Annotated in this window: 19 protein-coding genes; 7 read left to right on the top strand and 12 right to left on the bottom strand. The window is 60.3% G+C overall.

All coding sequences use genetic code 11. The features are described from left to right. Positions 1-11: 11 nt before the first annotated feature. Complete coding sequence (locus tag N8H74_RS00775; protein WP_262145843.1) at positions 12-2135, bottom strand: EAL domain-containing protein; 2124 nt, start codon at positions 2133-2135, stop codon at positions 12-14. Positions 2136-2456: 321 nt separating this feature from the next. Here N8H74_RS00775 and N8H74_RS00780 point away from each other — a divergent pair, with 321 nt between their 5' ends. Then, on the top strand, positions 2457-3125 hold the full coding sequence (locus tag N8H74_RS00780; protein ID WP_217829481.1) for a polysaccharide lyase family 7 protein: 669 nt from the start codon (positions 2457-2459) through the stop codon (positions 3123-3125). A gap of 77 nt (positions 3126-3202) precedes the next feature. Here the strand turns inward: N8H74_RS00780 and N8H74_RS00785 are convergent, their stop codons facing one another. The 3 genes from N8H74_RS00785 to N8H74_RS00795 are packed head-to-tail and all read right to left on the bottom strand — an operon-like array spanning position 3203 to position 4718. Continuing rightward, complete coding sequence (locus N8H74_RS00785; protein WP_262145845.1) at positions 3203-4318, bottom strand: type II toxin-antitoxin system HipA family toxin; 1116 nt, start codon at positions 4316-4318, stop codon at positions 3203-3205. 9 nt (positions 4319-4327) lie between these two features. Further along, positions 4328-4474 (bottom strand): hypothetical protein, encoded by a 147-nt coding sequence (locus N8H74_RS00790; RefSeq protein ID WP_262145847.1) that lies wholly within the window; start codon positions 4472-4474, stop codon positions 4328-4330. Then, positions 4467-4718 (bottom strand): helix-turn-helix transcriptional regulator, encoded by a 252-nt coding sequence (locus N8H74_RS00795; RefSeq protein WP_217829479.1) that lies wholly within the window; start codon positions 4716-4718, stop codon positions 4467-4469. Before N8H74_RS00795 ends, N8H74_RS00790 begins: the two co-directional genes overlap by 8 nt. A 536-nt stretch (positions 4719-5254) precedes the next feature. Between N8H74_RS00795 and N8H74_RS00800 the strand changes: the two genes are divergently transcribed. Further along, positions 5255-5617, top strand: a complete 363-nt coding sequence (locus N8H74_RS00800) for a hypothetical protein (RefSeq protein ID WP_262145848.1) — start codon at positions 5255-5257, stop codon at positions 5615-5617. Between the two features lie 88 nt (positions 5618-5705). Here the strand turns inward: N8H74_RS00800 and N8H74_RS00805 are convergent, their stop codons facing one another. The 7 genes from N8H74_RS00805 to tkt all read right to left on the bottom strand — a co-directional run bounded on the left by N8H74_RS00805 (position 5706) and on the right by tkt (position 12657). Beyond that, positions 5706-6191, bottom strand: coding sequence for a hypothetical protein (locus tag N8H74_RS00805; RefSeq protein WP_262145850.1), 486 nt, complete (start codon positions 6189-6191; stop codon positions 5706-5708). A gap of 300 nt (positions 6192-6491) precedes the next feature. Further along, the gene (fba, locus tag N8H74_RS00810; protein ID WP_007959708.1) at positions 6492-7556 is read right to left on the bottom strand and encodes a class II fructose-bisphosphate aldolase; all 1065 of its coding nucleotides are present in this window, start codon (positions 7554-7556) and stop codon (positions 6492-6494) included. A 124-nt stretch (positions 7557-7680) separates the two neighbouring features. Continuing rightward, complete coding sequence (locus tag N8H74_RS00815; RefSeq protein WP_217829476.1) at positions 7681-8013, bottom strand: MliC family protein; 333 nt, start codon at positions 8011-8013, stop codon at positions 7681-7683. 57 nt (positions 8014-8070) lie between these two features. Continuing rightward, positions 8071-8292 carry a hypothetical protein gene (locus N8H74_RS00820; RefSeq protein WP_217829475.1) on the bottom strand — a complete coding sequence of 74 codons (222 nt, stop codon included), beginning with the start codon at positions 8290-8292 and terminating at the stop codon, positions 8071-8073. 34 nt (positions 8293-8326) lie between these two features. Then, positions 8327-9490: a phosphoglycerate kinase gene (locus tag N8H74_RS00825; RefSeq protein ID WP_007961877.1), complete on the bottom strand. Its 1164-nt coding sequence runs from the start codon at positions 9488-9490 to the stop codon at positions 8327-8329. A 12-nt stretch (positions 9491-9502) separates the two neighbouring features. Then, a complete protein-coding gene (epd, locus tag N8H74_RS00830; protein WP_262145852.1) occupies positions 9503-10555 on the bottom strand; it encodes an erythrose-4-phosphate dehydrogenase in 1053 nt (350 codons plus the stop codon). A gap of 104 nt (positions 10556-10659) precedes the next feature. After that, positions 10660-12657, bottom strand: coding sequence for a transketolase (gene tkt, locus N8H74_RS00835; protein ID WP_217829473.1), 1998 nt, complete (start codon positions 12655-12657; stop codon positions 10660-10662). Positions 12658-12917: 260 nt separating this feature from the next. Between tkt and N8H74_RS00840 the strand changes: the two genes are divergently transcribed. The 4 genes from N8H74_RS00840 (at position 12918) to N8H74_RS00855 (ending at position 17483) form a co-directional block, all read left to right on the top strand. After that, a complete protein-coding gene (locus tag N8H74_RS00840; RefSeq protein ID WP_217829472.1) occupies positions 12918-13913 on the top strand; it encodes a metalloregulator ArsR/SmtB family transcription factor in 996 nt (331 codons plus the stop codon). Between the two features lie 18 nt (positions 13914-13931). Continuing rightward, positions 13932-15122: a methionine adenosyltransferase gene (gene metK, locus N8H74_RS00845; protein WP_011336330.1), complete on the top strand. Its 1191-nt coding sequence runs from the start codon at positions 13932-13934 to the stop codon at positions 15120-15122. Between the two features lie 181 nt (positions 15123-15303). After that, entirely contained in the window at positions 15304-16977 is a 1674-nt protein-coding gene (gene ligB / locus N8H74_RS00850) for an NAD-dependent DNA ligase LigB (RefSeq protein WP_262145854.1), read from the top strand. 110 nt (positions 16978-17087) lie between these two features. Continuing rightward, on the top strand, positions 17088-17483 hold the full coding sequence (locus N8H74_RS00855) for a DUF1090 domain-containing protein (RefSeq protein ID WP_217829470.1): 396 nt from the start codon (positions 17088-17090) through the stop codon (positions 17481-17483). Between the two features lie 109 nt (positions 17484-17592). On the opposite strand, the gene N8H74_RS00860 is transcribed toward N8H74_RS00855, so the two are convergent. After that, complete coding sequence (locus N8H74_RS00860; protein WP_217829469.1) at positions 17593-18042, bottom strand: cytochrome c; 450 nt, start codon at positions 18040-18042, stop codon at positions 17593-17595. Positions 18043-18169: 127 nt separating this feature from the next. Between N8H74_RS00860 and N8H74_RS00865 the strand changes: the two genes are divergently transcribed. Next, complete coding sequence (locus tag N8H74_RS00865; protein WP_262145855.1) at positions 18170-19354, top strand: MltA domain-containing protein; 1185 nt, start codon at positions 18170-18172, stop codon at positions 19352-19354. Positions 19355-19404: the final 50 nt, after the last annotated feature.

Genomic DNA, 19404 nt, shown 5'->3' on the forward strand with positions numbered 1-19404 from the left:
GTGTAGCGAATTCAACCGGTCAGCGCGCCCCAGTCGAACGGCTGGGCAAAGCGTCCGGCGTCGTCGGCGACCATCGGTCGTGCCACCAGGAATCCCTGCACATACTCGCAGCCATGGGCTTGCAGCCACTGGTACTGCGCGACGGTTTCCACGCCCTCGGCAATCACCAGCAAGCCGTATTCCTTGCACAGACTGATCACGCTGCGCACCAGCGAGGCGTCCCGGGTCGAGTCCGGCAATCGGGCGATCAAATGCCGATCGAGCTTGAGCGTGTCCAGTTCCAGATCCCGCAGATGCGCCAGCGAGCAAGCGCCGGAGCCGAAGTCATCGAGCGCCACCCGTACCCCGAGATTACGCAGCAGCCGCAGCTGCTTGCGGGTTTCGTCAGCATTCAGGGTCAGCGCTTCCTCTGTCACCTCGACTTCCAGTTGACGCGGCTTCAGCCCATAGCGTTCCAGCACCTGCCGCAACTCGGTGACCAGGTTCGGCATGCCGAACTGGGTGTTGCTCAGGCTCACGCCCAGCACCAGGTCTTCGGCGAACTGCCCTTCCCACGCCTTCCGCTGCCCGGCGCTGCGATGGTAGATCCAGCTGCCGAGCCGACTGATCAGTGTCGCCTCTTCCAGCAACGGCAAAAACAGTCCCGGCGGTACATCGCCGACACTCGGATGCTGCCAGCGCAACAACGCTTCGAAACCACGGATCCGGCCGTCGTCGATTGCCACTTGCGGCTGATAGACCAGATTGAAATCGCGGTTTTCGATGGCCATGCGCACGCTCTCTTCGAGCATCAATCGCGAGCGCGCGCGGCCGTTCATTTCATGATCGTAAAAGCGATATTGCTGACGCCCGGCCCGCTTGGATTCGTACATGGCGATGTCCGAAGCGCGCATCAGACCGTCCAGGTTGTTGCCGCAATCCGGGTAGGTGGCGATGCCGATACTGGCGCCGAGGGCGATGTCGAGGCCCTCGATCTGCTGACACACCGACACCCGCTCGATGAGCTTCTCGGCAATCTTTGCCGCCTGCTCGGGAAACTCCAGGTCCAGCAGCGCGGTGAACTCGTCGCCGCCCATCCGCGCCAGAATGTCGAACGGCCGCAGGCACGCCTTCAACTGCTCGGACACCCAGCGCAACACCCGGTCGCCGGCATCGTGGCCGAGGGAATCGTTGACCCGTTTGAAGCCGTCCAGATCCAGGTACATCAGCACCCAGGTGCTGTCCGTGCGGTCACCGCGCAGCAGCAGGTTTTCTACGGTCTGATAAAAGCCGCGTCGATTGAGCAACCCGGTCAGCGGATCGGTGACTGCCTGAAATTCCAGTTGCTGATGCAGGTGATGCACCACCGACATGTCCAGCACCGTCACCACCATCGCGTGCTGCTCGCTCGGCAACGCCGCGCAAGACAACGCCACCGGCACCTGTTGTCCCGGCGCAGTCCGCAGCAGGGCATCGTGCAGGCGCAGCGTCTCGCCACGTTTGTAACTGGTGTAGAACTCGGAATCGGCCCACAACGGAATGTGCGGTCGTTGCAGGAAATCGAGAAACTCCTGGCCCTCCAGATCCTTGACCGGGGCGTTGAGCAGCCGCGAAATCGCCGGGTTGGCGAAGCGGATCAAACCGTCCTCGGCCAGCACCAGAATGCCCTCGGCGGCGTTATCCAGCACCGACGCATTAAACGCGCGGGCCACTTCCAGATCATGACTCAGACGCTGCAAGGCCCGGCGATTGCGCTGATGTTCCAGCAGCGCCTGCACTTTGGGTTTGAGAATTTGCGGATCGAACGGCTTGAACAGGTAATCCACCGCGCCACTGGCATAACCCTTGATCACGGCGTCCTGGGACTGTTCGTTGGCGGTGAGGAAAATGATCGGGGTCAGCCGCGTTCGCTGACTGCCGCGCATCAGCCGCGCGACTTCAAAACCGTCCATGCCCGGCATCTGCACATCCAGCAGCACCAGATCGATTTCGTGTTCCAGCAGCAGGCTCAGCGCTTCGAATCCCGAAGCGGCGGTCATCACCTGCCAATCCTGACGCTGCAACAACGCACGCATGCTGATCAGGTTTTCAGGGTAATCATCAACAATCAAAAGGACTGAGCTGCCTTCACCTGGCTGTGGTTGCGCGCATTCCATGCTGCTTCTCTTATGGGGACGTCAGGCCGGCTTCTCGTGAAAACCGTACAGTTGCTGAGCCTTCACTCTAGTCGGGGTTCTGCAAAAGCTGTAGCTGTCATCAGGCCATCATTTAAACAAAGAGTTAAGAAGCCGACTAACGGTCATCGCTACAGCCCCCGAAAACCGGGAAAGATGGCATTTCGACAGGATGTTGACGCCAATCATCCGCCGGACGGGCGTTAACAAAGACTTCCTCTGCGCTTATAAAGACCGCCCCAAAGGTGCGGGCTAGAGCTTCTGGCACGTGCGTGCAGCAAAAGACCGAGTGGAAGAACCGACATGATCGACCTCGCAACCTGGAACCTCAGCGTTCCCGTTGGCAGCCCGCCGTACACCGTTGAAACCTCCAGACTGGTGAACGGCTTCAAGGATCAATACTTCCATTCCGACACCGGCACGCTGTTTTTCTGGTCCCCGGTCACCGGCTCAAAAACCGAGAACGCCATCTACCCGCGCACCGAACTGCGCGAAACCTACAGCAACGGCACCCTGCGCAACTGGTACTACCCCGACGCCGACAACCTGCTGCGCGCCACCCTCGCCGTCAACAAAGTCCCCAGCTCCGGCAAAATCGTCATCGGCCAGATCCACGCTTACGAAAGCCAAAAACCGATGCTCAAACTCGAATACCAATACAAAAGCAAAACCGAGACCGGCAACCTGGTGATCAAACTCCGCACCCATCCGGATCAGGACGAAAGCCGCGTGATCACCCTGGCCACCGGGATCAAACTGGATCGCGAGTTCAACTACTTGATCCACCTCAGCCCCGGCGGCGCATTGGGTGTCAGTGCGGCGGGGTATCAGTGGGATTCGCAGATCAGCGCGACATGGCGCAACAAGCCGTTGTACTTCAAGGCGGGCGTGTATGTGCAGGACAACACGGGGTACACGAGTGAGGGCGGGCAGGTGACGTTTTCGAAGCTGGATATTGATCATGACAAGTAGCGACCCGCCTTATGCGGGTTTCCTGCACTTTTTGTGCTTCGAACTTACTCAGGACAATTGATCTCCGAACAGCAGAATCAGTGAGCCCCTTTAGTAACGGGCTTGCGCTTGATCCCCGAAGCACCGGAGTCATGCAGCGTCAAAATCCGCCCTGTATCCCACTCCCGCTGCATCCGGGCTAACAGCTCTGCGTTTACCCGTCCCCGGTTGCTCTCCAGCGTCTGGGTCATAGCCTCTGCGATACGCTCGATGATCAACGCTGGTTTCTCTACCGCACAATGCTTTCGGCCAAACTCCAACAATTGCTGACGATCCGGGTAATTCTTGGTCTTGTTCATTTTGATCGCCAGCGTCCTGTCCACTAGCGAACGACCGGATTTGGGGTTGTAGTTTTCATAGACCGTTGTGGTCGTTACGTCAAAGACCGGTGCCAGTCGCACCGTTTCTGGCGCACCTGGATGGGTGTAGATCACCCCGAAATTTTTCAGGTGGGCATCGCCATTACGCACCATCACCGAAAGGCAAACCGAAGCGAAGTAGCGCTCCAGCTCCTGCAAGGGATCACCATGCCGACAAACCTGACGTATGACCGCCGCCAGCGTTTCATAACTTTGGGAGTACTTGTAGTTGTCGTGTGGATCCTTGTTCAATCCAAGTAGAACAGCCATGTCCTCAAACCCGAGCCGCCCGGCATCCGTGAGATCGAAACGCTCCATCACAAACAGCTCGCCATTTTCAGATAGCCAGAATGGCGGTGTATCCAGCCCGGCGACGCGGGCTGCCTCCAGGCATAGAAACTCGTTTTGAGCCAGGTGTGGGTATTCGTCCGCCCCCGACTTGACGATCAAATCAGAACTGAGCAGGGTCTTGCGATTGCTAATGAGTTTGTCCAGATCAGGCACCAATACCTTGGGCTGCACACCCGAGATACCCGATTCGAAGTAAGTGTCGACCAGAAACTCGAAAACACTCTGTGACGCACCCGCCGACAGAATTGCCTGCAACCCGACCTGCGCCCGGACGGATACGTGAGCCTCAACAGGATTCTGATAAGTGAGGCGCCCGATCTGGTTGCCACCAATGATCGACAGCAGGCGCATTTCGTCCACCTGCATATGCTTGGCCATGCGCCGCTTGATCTGATCGGCGAGAAATCCTTCCGGCACGTTCATATCGAAAATGGGATGCAGCACATTGCTGACCTAAGATGTCGGGTCATAAGGCATGACCAGTGAGACTTCCCGCTCTGCCCGCGCAGCGTCATAGGCAAATGCAAACTGCGAACCTTTGGACAACTCACCGCAGAAGCCTTGCGGCGCAATAACATTGAGGAGCTTGATCTTACTCATCGTGCTCCACCAGATCGGCAAGGGATTTGAGATCAATTCGGTTGTCGACGATCTCGAGTGCCATCCCCAACGCAGTCAACACCCTGAAAGAGGTGTAGAGGGAAACATTCTCACCGGCCTCCAGATCAATGATGGTCTTTCGACTGCATTTGGCTCTGTGCGCCAGGATAGCCTGGCTATACCCCTTGGCCCGCCGCAGCTCTCGGACCCTTTCACCGAACATCAGTGGATTGGCTAGCAGCATGGAATGTCACCCATAACGGACTTTTTTTAAATTTAATTAAATTATGTCCACTATGGGTGACATTTCAAGGGCCATACGTCCGTGATTTTTGTCGGAAGATTCCCAATCTTCAGCAGAGCAGCCAGCTTCGATTCGACATCGATCAGGTGACGCCTCACGACTTTCCCTTCTTAAAACACCAAAACTAAACAACAGCGTTTAAAGGTGAGTCTCGTCACTTCCCGAAGCCTACAACGGCTTGCGTCGTTGCCTACCGGTGCGCCAGAATCCGCCGGCTTGTGCGCCTGGGGGGCCGTCGGTAACTTGATTCGGGTCACTGATTTGCAGTGATCGGGTTTAGTAGCCCGTGGTGGTTCTTCAGTAATGCAAAAGCGCTATCAATCAGAGATTCCTCTCTGACCTTGATGGTGGCTGTGTGCAGGGCGCTTCGGCGCGCCGGTTGATGCTGAATAACTCCCCGGTCTACTAACCTGCATACAGCCGCCACCCTTCTTTTAGTAGAGAAGATGAGCAGCTCCAACAGGAGTTTTCAGCATATGTTCAAAGTTACACCGAATCCGCCGGACACCGACCCGGCCTCCCCCTACGAATCCCCCGACTCAAAGAAATTCCACGACGCCGCCGAGCGCGCTCTGGATCACTACCTCTCTCCAGCCGCACGGATCATGTCGTCCTGCAACGAACCCGAAGCCATGTACCTCGCCAATCCGAAGTACAACACTGAATCCCTGCTCGCCAACGCCAGCGAAAACCTGGGATCAGTCACCGAGATGCTCAGCAACTTCGCCGCCACCCTCGACCACGCCCACCGCAAGACGGCGCTGGGGATTGCCCAAGTGGTCATGGTTGCGGAACTGGCGGTGAATCAGGCGCTGGATCATGTTGAACTGACGCCGTAGCCAGACTCCTGAATAAAAGAAGCCCGCCATACGGCGGGCTTCTTTTATGGTTCGGAATAACAATCCCTATTTTTTAATCTGCGCAGACTTACACGAATTTATATGTACTCAGAAAGCTGACCGCTGTATTCGTCGTGGGTTGAAATGTGATTTGAGGAAGCGGAGAAGGCGGAGTCGGGATCGCTCCACCATATTGAACCACCTCGCAGTCATAGTCGTCGGGTGTAATACCATTTGAAGTCAGAACATCCACACTCAATTCACTGACGGTGTATATGCCTCGCTTTCTTCGCAACGCCAAAAAAATAGAATAGTCATCGAGTGTTCTGGTAAGAATCAAAACTGGAAAAGGAACAGTCAAACTGATCAGGTAAACCTCCACCACATCACCGACCCTCGTAGAAACAGGCAACAGATAATCAATCTGAAAATGGTTCGGCCCAATGGGCTGGGTTATCCTGGGCGCGACACTTCTCATTCGAGGCGGAGGAAAAGGCGTTGGATCAAACGCTGCCACCATCGTTGTTGCCGGACCTGGAAGCGGCGGTAGCGGTGCAACAGGAGTAATGATCATTTTTATGCCTTTTATTCCAATGACGACTCATCCTTTTTTCGATTAGGGCTCCTGGCTTTAAAACTAACAAGAACTTGCACGACTTCCACCTGTTAGAAATAACAGTCTTTTATATAAATTCGCTATAAAAAACCTAAAACCACAACGCGATGCCTCAACGCCTGCGATTCACTGTTCAATCGACTGTCTTTACTTAACCGACCTGTCGAAAACCCAGAACTGCGAACGGTAGCGAGCCAAATTCAGGCAATAAAAAACCCGCCTTTCGGCGGGTTTTCTGTGCGCAATAAACGCTAAGGCTTAGTTAACCTTGGCGTTCAACTCACCCTTCAGATAACGCTGGTACATGCTTTCCAGCGAGATCGGCTTGATCTTCGAAGCGTTGCCGGCAGTGCCGAACGCTTCATAACGCGCGATGCACACGTCACGCATGGCCTTGACGGTTTCGCCGAAGAATTTGCGTGGGTCGAATTCGCTCGGGTTGGTCGCCATCAGGCGGCGCATGGCGCCGGTGGAGGCCAGGCGCAGGTCGGTGTCGATGTTGACCTTGCGCACGCCGTGCTTGATGCCTTCGACGATTTCTTCAACCGGCACGCCGTAGGTTTCTTTGATGTCGCCGCCGTACTGGTTGATGATCGCCAGCCACTCTTGTGGCACCGAGGACGAACCGTGCATCACCAGGTGGGTGTTCGGGATGCGCTTGTGGATTTCCTTGATGCGGTCGATGGCCAGCACGTCGCCGGTTGGTGGCTTGGTGAACTTGTAGGCGCCGTGGCTGGTGCCGATGGCGATGGCCAGGGCGTCGACCTGGGTCTTCTTGACGAAGTCGGCGGCCTCTTCCGGGTCGGTCAGCATCTGGCTGTGATCCAGAACGCCTTCGGCGCCGATGCCGTCTTCTTCGCCGGCCATGCCGGTTTCCAGGGAGCCCAGGCAGCCCAGCTCGCCTTCAACCGAAACGCCGCAGGCGTGCGCCATGGCAACGGTCTGTTGGGTGACGCGCACGTTGTATTCGTAGTCGGTCGGGGTCTTGCCGTCTTCGCCAAGGGAGCCGTCCATCATCACCGAGCTGAAGCCCAGCTGGATCGAGCGCTGGCAGACGTCAGGGCTGGTGCCGTGGTCCTGGTGCATGCACACCGGGATGTGCGGGAACTCTTCGATCGCGGCCAGGATCAGGTGACGCAGGAACGGCGCACCTGCGTATTTGCGAGCGCCGGCCGAAGCCTGGACGATCACCGGAGAGTCAGTCTTGTCAGCGGCTTCCATGATGGCGCGCATCTGCTCAAGGTTGTTGACGTTGAAGGCTGGAACGCCGTAGCCGAACTCGGCTGCGTGGTCCAGCATCTGGCGCATGCTGATAAGTGCCATTGTGTGTCTCTCTCCCGGTTGAGGGTCGTTAATCGTGCCAGCCTGCCGGAGCGGCGGCGGCTATTCAAGTGATTGCAGATCGGGGGTCGAGGCCCGGTCTGGTGATTCGGTAAAGCAAAATCGATTACTGCGCCTTGCACCCACGGCCGATCAGGTCATTGGTGGCGACCCAGTAGACCAGGCCTTCGTCACCCTTGACGTGAAACGCCAGCATGCCATCGCTGTACAGCGAACCCGAGGCGCCCGGCTCTTCTTTCAGGCGGTAGACCTGATCACCGCCGCCGAGGCGAACATCGACTTCCTTGCGGCCGGCGTCGGTGTAGCGCCACAGCACTTTGGCCTGGCTGTCGCAGGTCCAGGTGGTCCAGTTGTCCACAGGCTCGGACGACTGAAACAGGTTCAACTGCGCGCAACCGCCCAACAATGCCAACGCCGCAATGGCGATCAAGCCTTTCATCCGTGCTCCTCTGCCGACGGCACACGCCGCCGGCCCTGAGTTAAAGAGTCAGACCCGTCAAGGACAACCATGTTCCTTGGCCGGGGTTTGTGTCTCGTACTTGTCCAGCCCTTCCGGCCCCGAACGCTTGTTCAGCACCGGGTTGGTTTCCGCCTGCCAGTCGGCCTGATAGCAGCCTTTATCGGCCTTGCCGGGCGCCGGCTCCGCGTCGGCCTTCGGGTTACTCCCGCAGGCCGCCAGGGTGCCGGTCAGCAGCAACAGCGCTAACGACTTGACCATGTGAACACTCCTTTGCCTGGCCAAACGGGTGGCCTCAGGCCTTGGCCCGGCTTTCCAGAACTTCAACGGCTGGCAGCACCTTGCCTTCGACGAATTCGAGGAACGCGCCGCCACCGGTGGAAATGTAGGAGATCTGCTCGGCCACGCCATATTTATCGATGGCCGCCAGGGTGTCGCCGCCGCCAGCGATGGAGAACGCGGCGCTGTCGGCAATGGCCTGGGCCAGCACTTTGGTGCCGTTGCCGAACTGGTCGAATTCGAATACGCCGACCGGGCCGTTCCACAGGATGGTTTTCGACGATTTCAGCAGTTCGGCGAAGTTGGCTGCGGTCTGCGGGCCGATGTCGAGGATCATGTCGTCGGCAGCGACGTCAGCGATCAGCTTGACGGTGGCCTCGGCGCTCTCGGCGAATTCCTTGGCAACCACCACGTCCACCGGCAGCGGCACGCTGACCTTGGCGGCGATGGCGCGGGCGGTGTCCAGCAGATCCGGCTCGTACAGCGACTTGCCGACCGGGTGACCGGCAGCGGCGAGGAAGGTGTTGGCGATGCCGCCGCCGACGATCAGTTGATCGCAGATCTGGCTCAGGCTGTTCAGCACGTCGAGTTTGGTCGACACCTTGGAGCCGGCAACGATGGCAGCCATTGGCTTGGCCGGGGCGCCCAGGGCCTTGCCCAGTGCATCCAGCTCAGCGGCCAGCAACGGGCCGGCAGCCGCAACCTTGGCGAACTTGGCAACGCCATGGGTCGAACCCTCGGCGCGGTGGGCGGTGCCGAAGGCGTCCATCACGAACACGTCGCACAGGGCGGCGTATTGCTGGGCCAGTTCGTCGGCGTTCTTTTTCTCGCCTTTGTTGAAGCGCACGTTTTCGAACAGCACGATGTCGCCGGCCTTGACGTCAACGCCGCCCAGGTAATCGGCCACCAGCGGCACTTCACGGCCCAGGGCCTTGCTCAGGTAGTCAGCGACTGGCTTGAGGCTGTTCTCGGCGGAGAACTCGCCTTCGGTCGGACGGCCCAGGTGCGAGCAAACCATCACGGCCGCGCCTTTTTCCAGGGCCAGCTTGATGGTCGGCAGCGAAGCCAGGATACGCGCATCGCTGGTGACAACACCGTCCTTGACTGGGACGTTGAGGTCTTCGCGGATCAATACGCGCTTACCTTGCAGATCGAGGTCGGACATCTTCAACACGGTCATGGGTCGCACTTCCTACGGTTTTTTTGAAGTCGCTGTCTGCAGATAGTGTTCTGCAACATCCAGCATTCGGTTGGCAAAACCCCATTCGTTGTCGAACCAGGCCAGGACGTTCACCAGCCGTGGGCCGGAAACGCGGGTCTGACTGGCATCGACGATGGCCGAATGTGGGTCATGGTTGAAATCACAGCTTGCATGGGGAAGCTCGGTGTAGGCCAACAGGCCTTTGAGCGGGCCGCTGGTGGCGGCTTCACGCAGGATCCGGTTGACCTCGGTGGCGTCGGTGTCGCTCGCGGTCTGCATCGTGATGTCGAGGCAGGACACGTTGACCGTCGGCACACGCACGGCTTTGGCCTGGATTCGCCCGGCAAGTTCCGGCAGCAGGCGCTCGATACCGCGCGCCAGACCAGTGGACACCGGGATCACCGACTGGAACGCCGAACGGGTGCGGCGCAGGTCTTCGTGGTGATAAGCGTCGATCACCGGCTGGTCGTTCATCGCCGAGTGAATCGTGGTGATCGACACATATTCCAGGCCGATCGCCTGATCCAGCAGACGCAACAGCGGCACGCCGCAGTTGGTGGTGCAGGAGGCGTTGGACACCAGCAATTCGTCACCGCTCAGGCAATCCTGATTGACGCCGTAAACGATGGTCGCGTCGACATCCGCCTCGCTGGCCATCGGCTGCGAGAACAGCACCCGTGGCGCGCCGGCATCGAGGAAACGCTGGCCGTCTTCGCGGGTGTGGTAGGCGCCGGAACATTCGAGCACCAGATCGACGCCCAGGGACGCCCAATCGATGCCTTCGGGGGTGGCACTGCGCAGCACCTTCACGCAGTCGCCATTAATATGCAGACAATCGCCGTCGACCTTCACTTCGCCGGGAAACCGGCCGTGGGTGGAGTCGAAGCGTGTCAGGTATTCGATGCTGGCCATGTCGGCCAGATCGTTGATCGCGACAATTTCAAACCCGGCCTTCGCTCCTCGTTCAAACAACGCACGCAAGACGCAACGACCGATACGGCCGTAGCCGTTGAGTGCAACTTTGTAGGGACGCGGTTGAGGCATGGGGTTCTCGATTACCGTATGGATCGGTCAGTGCGATCTCGCCTGACCGATCGCCTTCGCGGACAAGCCCGCGAAGGCGTCAGTCCAGACGACACCTTTCTGGATCAGTCTTCCAGCAGTTCTTCAGCCTGACCCAGGATGTTTTCCAGGGTGAAACCGAACTCTTCGAACAATGCCGAAGCCGGCGCCGACTCACCGTAGGTGGTCATGCCGATCACGCGACCTTCCAGGCCCACGTACTTGAACCAGAAGTCGGCGTGGGCCGCTTCGATGGCGATACGCGCACCCACCTGCAACGGCAGGACCGATTGCTTGTAGCTGGCGTCCTGAGCGTCGAACACGCTGGTGCAAGGCATGGAAACCACACGCACCTTGCGGCCCTGCTCGGTCAGTTTGTCGAAGGCCTGAACGGCCAGGCCGACTTCCGAACCGGTGGCGATCAGGATCAGCTCAGGCTCGCCCGCGCAGTCTTTCAGCACGTAGCCACCACGGCTGATGTCGGCGATCTGGCCGGCGTCACGGGTCTGGTGCTGCAGGTTCTGACGCGAGAAGATCAGCGCCGAAGGGCCGTCCTTGCGCTCCAGGGCGTTTTTCCAGGCCACGGCCGATTCCACGGCATCGGCTGGACGCCAGGTGTCGAGGTTCGGCGTGCTGCGCAGGCTGGTCAGTTGCTCGATCGGCTGGTGCGTCGGGCCGTCTTCGCCCAGACCGATGGAGTCGTGGGTGTAGACGTGGATCACGCGCTGCTTCATCAGGGCGGACATGCGCACGGCGTTGCGGGCGTATTCCATGAACATCAGGAAGGTCGCGCCGTAAGGCACCAGGCCACCGTGCAGGGCGACGCCGTTCATGATCGCGGTCATGCCGAATTCGCGCACGCCGTAGTACATGTAGTTGCCGCTGGCGTCTTCGGCGCTGACGCCTTTGCAGCCTTTCCACAGGGTCAGGTTGGAACCGGCCAGGTCAGCCGAACCGCCGAGCATTTCCGGCAGCAGCGGGCCGAACGCGTTCAGGGCGTTCTGGCTGGCTTTGCGGCTGGCGATGGTTTCGCCCTTGGCAGCCACGTCGGCGATGTAGGCCGAGGCTTTTTCAGCGAAGTCGGCCGGCAGCTCGCCGCTCAGACGACGGATCAGTTCGTTGGCTTCGGTCGGGAACGCGGCGGAGTAGGCAGCGAAACGCTGATCCCACTCGGCTTCGACGGCGCGGCCGGCTTCCTTGGCATCCCACTCGGCATAGATGTCGGCCGGGATTTCGAACGGGCCGTAAGTCCACTTCAGCGCTTCACGGGTCAGGGCGATTTCCGCGTCACCCAGCGGGGCGCCGTGGCAGTCTTCCTTGCCTTGCTTGTTCGGCGAACCGAAGCCGATGGTGGTCTTGCAGCAGATCAGGGTCGGCAGCGGGCTCTTGCGCGCAGTCTCGATGGCGGTCTTGATCTCTTCCGGATCGTGGCCGTCGACGTTGCGGATCACCTGCCAGTTGTACGATTCGAAACGCTTCGGCGTGTCGTCGGTGAACCAGCCCTCGACTTCACCGTCGATGGAGATACCGTTGTCATCGTAGAAAGCGATCAGCTTGCCCAGGCCCAGGGTGCCGGCCAGGGACGCGACTTCGTGGGAAATGCCTTCCATCATGCAGCCATCACCCAGGAACACGTAGGTGTGGTGGTCGACGATGTTGTGGCCAGGACGGTTGAACTGCGCGCCCAGGACTTTTTCCGCCAGGGCGAAGCCCACGGCGTTGGCCAGACCCTGGCCCAGCGGACCGGTGGTGGTCTCGACGCCTGGGGTGTAGCCGAATTCCGGGTGGCCCGGGGTGCGGCTGTGCAGTTGACGGAATTGCTTCAGGTCGTCGATCGACAGGTCGTAACCGGTCAGGTGCAGCAGCGAGTAGATCAACATCGAACCGTGGCCGTTGGACAGCACGAAGCGGTCACGGTCGGCGAACGATGGATTGCTCGGGTTGTGCTTGAGGTAGTCGCGCCAAAGCACTTCGGCGATATCTGCCATACCCATCGGGGCACCGGGATGGCCGCTGTTGGCTTTTTGCACGGCATCCATGCTGAGGGCACGAATGGCGTTGGCACGCTCACGACGGCTAGGCATCGCTGATCTCCTGGGGTTCTGTTAAATCGAAACGGAAAAAAGGCGAGCATTTTCCCTCACCCGGACGCCTCGGGGCAATGACAGATAGTCATCTGAAGGCGTTTTTCCCATGGATAACATCGGTTTCGGCTGGTGAAACCTTTCCGCTGTTCGTTTGTAGAGCTGACCGACTCGTGAGAAGTGCCATCTATCGAGCAATATCAAAACTTTTTGATATTGACCTTGCGGTGATTTCCCGCCGTCACTAGACTGCCTGCCCTATGAACTTACGCGTGCCTTCCATTCGCCATGACGATTGCGACGAGCTGGCGGCCCTGTGCAAGGCCGGCGGCGATCCGCTGCGGCTGAATGTATTGCGCGCGCTGGCCAACGATTCGTTCGGCGTATTGGAGCTGGCACAGATTTTCGGTATCGGTCAGTCCGGCATGAGCCACCACCTCAAGGTGCTGGCCCAGGCCGATCTGGTGGCGACACGCCGTGAAGGCAACGCGATTTTTTATCGCCGCGCCCTGCCCCACACCGAGCTTCTGGGTGGCAAGTTGCACGCGGCCTTGTTAGAAGAAGTCGACAATCTGGCGCTGCCGGCGGACGTCGAGGCGCGGATCGCCCAGGTACACAGCCAGCGTGCGGCGGCCAGCCAGGACTTTTTCTCGCGGGTGGCGGAGAAATTCCGCGCCCAGCAGGATTTGATCGCCGGCCTGCCGCAGTACCGCGACAGCGTGCTGGCCCTGCTCGACAAGTTGAACTTCAATGGTGCCGCCACGGCCATCGAAGTCGGCCCCGGTGACGGCGCTTTCCTGCCGGAACTGGCGCGCCGCTTCAGTGCCGTGACCGCGCTGGACAACAGCCCGGCGATGCTCGAACTGGCGCGCCAGGTCTGTGAACGTGAACGGCTGGCTAACGTCAGCCTGCAATTGGCCGATGCATTGAATGGCGTGAGCCTTCAGGCCGATTGCGTGGTGTTGAACATGGTGTTGCACCACTTCGCTGCGCCGGCCGATGCGCTCAGGCACATGGCCGGCCTGCTGCAACCGGGCGGTAGCCTGCTCGTGACAGAGTTATGTAGCCACAACCAGAGTTGGGCCAGGGAGGCCTGCGGTGATCTGTGGTTGGGGTTTGAACAGGACGATCTGGCCCGTTGGGCCACCGCTGCGGGACTCGTTCCCGGGGAAAGCCTCTATGTAGGCTTACGTAATGGTTTCCAGATCCAGGTCCGCCACTTTCAGCGGCCGGCTGGCGACACTCACCATCGGTAAATTCAGGAAAACATCGAGATGAGCGAATACTCCCTCTTCACCTCCGAGTCCGTGTCTGAAGGGCATCCGGACAAAATCGCCGACCAGATTTCCGATGCAGTGCTGGACGCCATCATCGCCCAGGACAAGCACGCACGCGTTGCGGTGGAAACCCTGGTCAAGACCGGCGTGGCCATCGTTGCCGGTGAAGTGACCACCAGCGCCTGGGTCGACCTGGAGCAGATCGTTCGTGACGTAATCTGCGACATCGGCTACACCAGCTCCGACGTTGGTTTCGACGGCGCCACCTGCGGCGTGATGAACATCATCGGCAAGCAGTCCCCTGACATCAATCAGGGCGTCGACCGTGCCAAGCCTGAAGATCAGGGCGCCGGCGACCAGGGCCTGATGTTCGGCTACGCCAGCAACGAAACCGACGTGCTGATGCCGGCACCGATCACCTTCTCGCACCAGCTCGTGCAGCGCCAGGCCGAAGCCCGTAAATCCGGTCTGCTGCCTTGGCTGCGTCCGGACGCCAAGTCGCAAGTGACTTGCCGTTACGAAGGCGGCAAGGTTGTCGGTATCGATGCGGTAGTTCTGTCGACCCAGCACAACCCTGAAGTGTCGTACAACGACCTGCGCGAAGGCGTGATGGAGCTGATCGTCAAGCACGTACTGCCTGCCGAACTGCTGAGCAAGGACACCCAGTTCCACATCAACCCGACCGGCCAGTTCATCATCGGCGGCCCGGTGGGTGACTGCGGTCTGACCGGTCGCAAGATCATCGTCGACAGCTACGGCGGCATGGCCCGTCACGGCGGCGGCGCATTCTCCGGTAAAGATCCATCGAAGGTTGACCGTTCGGCTGCCTACGCTGGCCGTTACGTTGCCAAGAACATCGTTGCTGCCGGCCTGGCCGAGCGCTGCGAGATCCAGGTTTCCTACGCGATCGGTGTGGCCCAGCCTACTTCGATCTCGCTGAACACCTTCGGCACCGGCAAGATCAGCGATGACAAGATCATCAAACTGGTCCGCGAAGTGTTCGACCTGCGTCCATACGCGATCACCACCATGCTCGACCTGCTGCACCCGATGTACCAGGAAACCGCAGCCTACGGCCACTTCGGTCGCGCGCCGCAGACCAAGACTGTTGGCGAAGACACCTTCAGCACCTTCACCTGGGAAAAAACCGACCGCGCCGACGCTCTGCGTTCTGCTGCCGGCCTGTAATTTCACGGGTTGTACAAAAGCCCCGCACGGTTTGCGCCGTGCGGGGCTTTTTTATTTCAGGCGCGTTTTGTGGGGTGGAAGTGAGGGCAGCGCTTCGAAACACCACGAAAAACACCCGCCCGACCCGCCAGAAAATCCTCACCTACCCTTCAAGCGTTCCCCTTGAGCAAGGACGCTCACCATGCTTTCCACGCTGCGCCTGTTGTTTGTTTTGCTGCTGCCAACCTCGCTTGCCCACGCCGCCGATTGCCCCGGCTGGCCACCCGCCCAGGCCCGACAGGAAATCGTCAGCCTGCAAAAACAGATCGACCAGTGGGACGATGCCTACCACCGCGACGGCCAATCGCTGATCGCCGACGAACTCTACGATCAGTCCCGCTCGCGCCTGACCACCTGGCGTCAGTGCTTCAAACTCTCGCCGCCGCCCGAACCGTTGCGCACCGCAGCAGGCCCGGTCGCCCACCCCATCGCCCACACCGGCCTGGAAAAACGCCACACCGCCGCCGACATCAAGGCCTGGCTGCACGAACGCAAGAATGTCTGGGTGCAACCAAAGGTCGATGGCGTGGCGGTCACCCTGATTTATCGCCAGGGTTTGCTGCAACAGGCGATCAGTCGCGGCGACGGCATTCGCGGGCGGGACTGGACGGCAGCGGCGCGCAAGATCGCCGCAATCCCGCAACGACTGACGCAACCGCTGGATCTGCTGGTGCAAGGCGAATTGTATTGGCGCCTGACCGACCACGTTCAGGCCCGCTCCGGCAGTCTCAATGCCCGCGCCACCGTGGCCGGACTGATGGGGCGCAAGGACCTGAGTGCCGAGCAGGCGGCAGGCATCGGGCTGTTTGCCTGGGACTGGCCACAAGGGCCGCAGCATTGGCCCGAACGGGTTTCAATGCTGGCGACGCTGGGTTTCGCCACGACCGAGCCTTTCAGTCATGGAGTCGAGAGCTTCGCCGACGCCCAGAAGTGGCGCGATCACTGGTATCGCTCGCCGTTGCCGTTCGCCAGCGACGGCGTCGTGCTGCGACAGAACCAGCGCCCGCCGGCCGAACGCTGGCAGGCACGTCCGCCCTACTGGAGCGTCGCCTGGAAATACCCGTTCGCCCAGGCGCTGGCCGAGGTGCGCAAGGTCAATTTCAGGATCGGCCGCACCGGGCGCATCACGCCGGTGCTGGATCTGGTGCCGGTGATGCTCGATGACCGGCAGATCAAACGGGTCAGCGTCAGCTCATTGAAGCGCTGGCAGGAACTGGACATCCGCCCCGGCGATCAAGTGGCGATCAGCCTGGCCGGACTGACAATTCCGCGCCTTGATGGCGTCGTCCTGCGCAGCGTCGCAAGAATGGAAATGAATATCCCGAGCGCCGATGATTTTCATGCCTTGAGCTGCTGGCAACCGACGCCAGGCTGCGAAAGTCAGTTCCTCGCCCGCCTGACCTGGCTCAGCGGCAAACAAGGACTGGCCCTGCCCCATCTGGGCCAGGGCACCTGGGAGAAACTTCTCGAAACAGGCCATCTCGACAACCTGCTGGATTGGTTGACCCTCGCCCCGTCAGAGCTTGCTAACATTGACGGCCTCGGCGAACGCAGCAGCGTGCGCCTGATGCACAGTTTTCACAGCGCCCGCCAGCGACCTTTCCAGCAGTGGCTCAAAGCCTTGGGGCTGCCGCCGACCGGACAAGCCCGACTGGTTGACTCATGGCAGGCACTGGCACAACGCAATACCGAACAATGGCAGGCAGAACCCGGCATCGGCCCGGGTCGTGCGGCGCAACTGAGCGCATTTTTCCGCGACCCGCAAGTGCTGGCCTTGAGTGAAACCCTACGGGCCGCCGGCGTCGACGGTTTCTGAATGCGCTACTCCCGGCACCAATCCCGGTACACCGGGAACCCAACCGTCACCGGCGCGCTCCAACAGCGCAGCGCCCCACCGACCCGAATGCCTTTGCACATGGAGCTTTTATGAAATTTCTTGCACCGCTCGCCATGCTGACTCTCTGCGGCGTGATGGCCGCTCCCGCGATGGCCGACGAAGACGCTCCGGGACTGACCGGTTGCGCTGCCAAGAAGCAGGGCATCATGAATCAGATCGAGCAAGCCAAATCCCGTGGCAATGCCGATCAACAAGCCGGACTGGAAACCGCCCTGCGCGAAGTCACTGAACATTGCACCGACGCGGGCCTGAAGAAAGAACGCGAAAACAAGGTGCTCGACGCCAAGCACGAAGTCAGCAAGCGTCAGGCCGATCTCGACAAGGCGATGAAGAAGGGCGATCCGGAGAAGATCAACAAGCGCAAGGACAAGCTCGCCGAGTCGCGCAAGGAATTGCAGGATGCGCTGGATGAAATCGACAAGTAAGGCCGTGGTTTTGCAGTGAACCCGAGGGCGCCGTCGCGTCCCCACAGATTCACTGCAAACCTCGTGGGAGCGGGCTTGCCCGCGAAGGCGTCAGATCAGACACCGTGAATCAATGATCCCGAAACTCTTTATGGCAGGCACTGCAGGCATCTTCGACCTTCTGCACCGCCGGCCCCAGATTGCTGGCCGAGTAAGGTTGAACCTTGCTGGCGATCACCAGTTCACCGGTGGCGGCTTCAAGCGTGCGCGCCATTTCCTGGAAACGGGCCTGACGCAGCCAGACATCGTCCTTGGCGCTGGTGTGATCTTCTTCGCGCACCTGGGGAAAGTGTTTCCACGGTTCATGGGACAACGTATCGAGCTTCACCGCGCCGTCGGCGAATTTCGCCCCGTCGAAGGCAATGCGCCCACGCAGCATGCCGCCCAGGTCTTCGCCGGTCTTGAGCATCTGCTTGAAGATCGCCTTGCGCTGACCCAACGGGGAATTGGGATCGACTCCGCCACAGGCGGACAAGGTCAGACAGGCCAGCAATACAACAGAAATTCTTTTAAGAGTCATGGTGGCTTCGGTCACGGAAAACGGCGGCCAGTATCCTCGCGCCGCCGGAAAACACCAATAGCCCTATTAAAAATAAGGGTTGCATGAGCGCATGGAGCGCTCGCGCGACCGGTACAGGAAACTCTCCATGAACAGCCGTTTCAAGGCCTGGCGTCATCCGCTCTTCGCAACCCTGCCGCTGCTGGCGATTCTCGCCGGCTGCACCGGCGGCGACACGGCCAAACCGAAAACCCACGCCCTGGCCACCTACTCCAGCGCCACCTGGGAAGCGCTGCCGAGCGTGTCCGACAACGATCTGGTGGCCGGTTTCGGTTCATGGCGCAGCGCTTGCACCCGACTCAAGGCTGACCCGGTCTGGGGCGCAACCTGTGCCTCGGCAAGCAACGTACCGCAAAGCGCCGGCGAGATCCGCGCGTTCCTCAAGCAGAACCTCGACGTCTATGGCCTGCGCGCCGAGAACGACAACCCCAATGGCCTGATCACCGGCTACTACGAACCGGTCTACCCCGGCAGCCTGACGCAGACCGAAACCGCCAACGTGCCGGTGTACGGCGTGCCCGACGACATGATCATCGTCTCGCTGGACAGCATTTACCCGGAACTCAAGGGCAAGCGTCTGCGCGGGCGTCTCGAAGGTCGCGTGCTCAAGCCTTACGACGACGCGGCAACCATCGAAAGCAAAGGGGTCAAGGCACCGGTGGTGGCGTGGCTGACCGATCCGATGAACCTGCAATTCCTGCAAATCCAGGGTTCGGGGCGGATCCAGACCCGTGACGGACGCCAGTTGCGCATCGCCTACGCCGATCAGAACGGCCACCCCTACCGGCCCATCGGCCGCTGGCTGGTGGAACAGGGCGAACTGAAGAAAGAAGACGTGACCATGGGCGCGATCAGCAACTGGGCCAAGGCCAACCCGTCGCGCATCCCCGAATTGCTGGGCAGTAACCCGAGCTATGTGTTCTTCACGCGCAACCCGGACAGCAACGAAGGCCCGCGCGGTTCGCTGAACGTGCCGCTGACCGCTGGCTACAGCGCGGCGGTGGATCGCAAGGTGATTCCGCTGGGCAGCCTGCTGTGGCTCTCGACCACTCGTCCGGACGGCAGCGCGCTGGTGCGCCCGGTGGCGGCGCAGGACACCGGCGGCGCGATTGCCGGCGAAGTGCGTGCGGATCTGTTCTGGGGCACGGGCGATGCGGCCGGGCAACTGGCCGGGGACATGAAGCAGCAAGGGCAGATCTGGATGCTCTGGCCCAAAGGCGCGGCATTGCCGCAAGTTCCGCAGGTGCCTGATGCGGAAAAGGCCAAGCCTTGAGATAGAGGTCGGCGGTCAGATCGCTTTCGCGGGCAAGCCCGCTCCCCAGG

The organism is Pseudomonas sp. B2M1-30 (assembly GCF_025447575.1).
GTDB classification, from domain to species: Bacteria; Pseudomonadota; Gammaproteobacteria; order Pseudomonadales; family Pseudomonadaceae; genus Aquipseudomonas; species Aquipseudomonas botevensis.

Excerpts from the sequence above, each read along its gene's own strand:
- metK (WP_011336330.1), top strand. The coding sequence starts at position 13,932 with ATGAGCGAATACTCCCTCTTCACCTCCGAGTCCGTGTCTGAAGGGCAT.
- N8H74_RS00865 (WP_262145855.1), top strand. The coding sequence starts at position 18,170 with ATGAACAGCCGTTTCAAGGCCTGGCGTCATCCGCTCTTCGCAACCCTG.
- N8H74_RS00860 (WP_217829469.1), bottom strand. The coding sequence starts at position 18,042 with ATGACTCTTAAAAGAATTTCTGTTGTATTGCTGGCCTGTCTGACCTTG.
- N8H74_RS00775 (WP_262145843.1), bottom strand. The coding sequence starts at position 2,135 with ATGGAATGCGCGCAACCACAGCCAGGTGAAGGCAGCTCAGTCCTTTTG.
- N8H74_RS00800 (WP_262145848.1), top strand. The coding sequence starts at position 5,255 with ATGTTCAAAGTTACACCGAATCCGCCGGACACCGACCCGGCCTCCCCC.
- N8H74_RS00805 (WP_262145850.1), bottom strand. The coding sequence starts at position 6,191 with ATGATCATTACTCCTGTTGCACCGCTACCGCCGCTTCCAGGTCCGGCA.
- N8H74_RS00790 (WP_262145847.1), bottom strand. The coding sequence starts at position 4,474 with ATGAGTAAGATCAAGCTCCTCAATGTTATTGCGCCGCAAGGCTTCTGC.
- N8H74_RS00840 (WP_217829472.1), top strand. The coding sequence starts at position 12,918 with ATGAACTTACGCGTGCCTTCCATTCGCCATGACGATTGCGACGAGCTG.
- N8H74_RS00825 (WP_007961877.1), bottom strand. The coding sequence starts at position 9,490 with ATGACCGTGTTGAAGATGTCCGACCTCGATCTGCAAGGTAAGCGCGTA.
- N8H74_RS00855 (WP_217829470.1), top strand. The coding sequence starts at position 17,088 with ATGAAATTTCTTGCACCGCTCGCCATGCTGACTCTCTGCGGCGTGATG.
- tkt (WP_217829473.1), bottom strand. The coding sequence starts at position 12,657 with ATGCCTAGCCGTCGTGAGCGTGCCAACGCCATTCGTGCCCTCAGCATG.
- fba (WP_007959708.1), bottom strand. The coding sequence starts at position 7,556 with ATGGCACTTATCAGCATGCGCCAGATGCTGGACCACGCAGCCGAGTTC.
- ligB (WP_262145854.1), top strand. The coding sequence starts at position 15,304 with ATGCTTTCCACGCTGCGCCTGTTGTTTGTTTTGCTGCTGCCAACCTCG.
- N8H74_RS00795 (WP_217829479.1), bottom strand. The coding sequence starts at position 4,718 with ATGCTGCTAGCCAATCCACTGATGTTCGGTGAAAGGGTCCGAGAGCTG.
- N8H74_RS00780 (WP_217829481.1), top strand. The coding sequence starts at position 2,457 with ATGATCGACCTCGCAACCTGGAACCTCAGCGTTCCCGTTGGCAGCCCG.
- epd (WP_262145852.1), bottom strand. The coding sequence starts at position 10,555 with ATGCCTCAACCGCGTCCCTACAAAGTTGCACTCAACGGCTACGGCCGT.
- N8H74_RS00815 (WP_217829476.1), bottom strand. The coding sequence starts at position 8,013 with ATGAAAGGCTTGATCGCCATTGCGGCGTTGGCATTGTTGGGCGGTTGC.
- N8H74_RS00820 (WP_217829475.1), bottom strand. The coding sequence starts at position 8,292 with ATGGTCAAGTCGTTAGCGCTGTTGCTGCTGACCGGCACCCTGGCGGCC.